The 1174-nt window shown below is 27.9% G+C and carries 3 protein-coding genes; 1 reads left to right on the plus strand and 2 read right to left on the minus strand.

What is annotated here, in order from left to right; genetic code table 11:
- A partial coding sequence (locus F1B92_RS08500; protein WP_229770990.1) for a prepilin-type cleavage/methylation domain-containing protein occupies positions 1-422 on the plus strand: 422 nt, incomplete at its 5' end.
- A 114-nt stretch (positions 423-536) separates the two neighbouring features.
- On the opposite strand, the gene F1B92_RS08505 is transcribed toward F1B92_RS08500, so the two are convergent.
- Positions 537-815 (minus strand): type II toxin-antitoxin system RelE family toxin, encoded by a 279-nt coding sequence (locus tag F1B92_RS08505; protein WP_154571415.1) that lies wholly within the window; start codon positions 813-815, stop codon positions 537-539.
- Entirely contained in the window at positions 815-1060 is a 246-nt protein-coding gene (locus F1B92_RS08510) for a formate dehydrogenase (RefSeq protein ID WP_154571416.1), read from the minus strand. Before F1B92_RS08510 ends, F1B92_RS08505 begins: the two co-directional genes overlap by 1 nt.
- Positions 1061-1174: the final 114 nt, after the last annotated feature.

Genomic DNA, 1174 nt, shown 5'->3' on the forward strand with positions numbered 1-1174 from the left:
CAACTAGAGATGATGCAGAGATAGTTAAAGTTGGTACCAATATGACCACAATTATTAGTGATTTGGGCGCCTATTATACTTCACAAGGTGCTTTGGCAAGCGAAATTTCCACAATGACAAATGTGCAATTAGCTAATGTTTCAGGATTACAAGGTGATTTAATGACAGCCGGCAAAGCTTGCATTCATTTTGAAGCAACAGATTATGATGATTCAACAAAAAAACCAGCTACTTTAAAAGTCACTCAAGGTAGCGGTAATAGTGAAAAAATCTGCAAAAAAGTATATGAATTGGCGTCAATCGATGCTATTTTAAAAGGTAAATTTACTTATCCTAAATACGATTTAGCAACCCAAACTTATACAGACACACAAAGTGGCAATGGTGAGGTTGCTATTTCTGGCGTGGGTGTTAAATTCTAATCAATATAATTTCACTTTTATAGCCCTAAATTTAGGGCTATAAAATTATTTATACTTATATTAAAAACTCCGTTTAAAATATGAAAAATAGTTTTTTGATTTGATGTTAAAGACTTATTTTTTATAAGCATTTTCTCTTGAAGTTATCTCTATAATTTCTATTGTTAGAATTTCGTCTTCTTTTATACCTATAATCCTATAATGAAGTCCTATTTTCCAGCGATATATGTTTTCATATCCTGACATTTTTAAAGCATTTTTAAGAGTAAAAGGGTCTTTTTCTTTTTCTAATTCATTTAAAAAAGTTCTTATTTTTAATGCTGAAATTTTATCACCTTTTGCAATTTTTTCTAATTGTTTGTCGGCTGATTTTTTAAGTTTTACTTTATACATTAGCCGTGCATTTCTTTTTTTACTTCATTTAAAATTTCATCTTGTTCTAAGGGTGATAATTTTTCAAATTCGGCATCTAGTTTTATGATAGATGGGGCATTTTTTAAATCATAAAAATCATTTTTTAGTTTATTTCTTAAATACACCACCAGTTCCATTTGTTGATTTAATTTTTCTTCTTCGCTTTTTAAAATTTTAAAAATCTCACTTTGGTTCATCTGTTCGTATTTTGCACAATTTATCATTTTCAATCTCCAAGATAATTTTATCAATTATACATAAAAAGCTTTTATTTTGCTTTAATTTTTGATTGATTTTTTATGTTTTTTCTTGGCTTTTTTACATAAGGGTATGTAAAG

The organism is Campylobacter portucalensis, assembly GCF_009690845.1.
Taxonomy (GTDB): Bacteria; Campylobacterota; Campylobacteria; order Campylobacterales; family Campylobacteraceae; genus Campylobacter_B; species Campylobacter_B portucalensis.

Bases quoted from the DNA above. Each gene is read 5' to 3' on its own strand.
- F1B92_RS08505 (WP_154571415.1), bottom strand. From the start codon at position 815: ATGTATAAAGTAAAACTTAAAAAATCAGCCGACAAACAATTAGAAAAA.
- F1B92_RS08510 (WP_154571416.1), bottom strand. From the start codon at position 1,060: ATGATAAATTGTGCAAAATACGAACAGATGAACCAAAGTGAGATTTTT.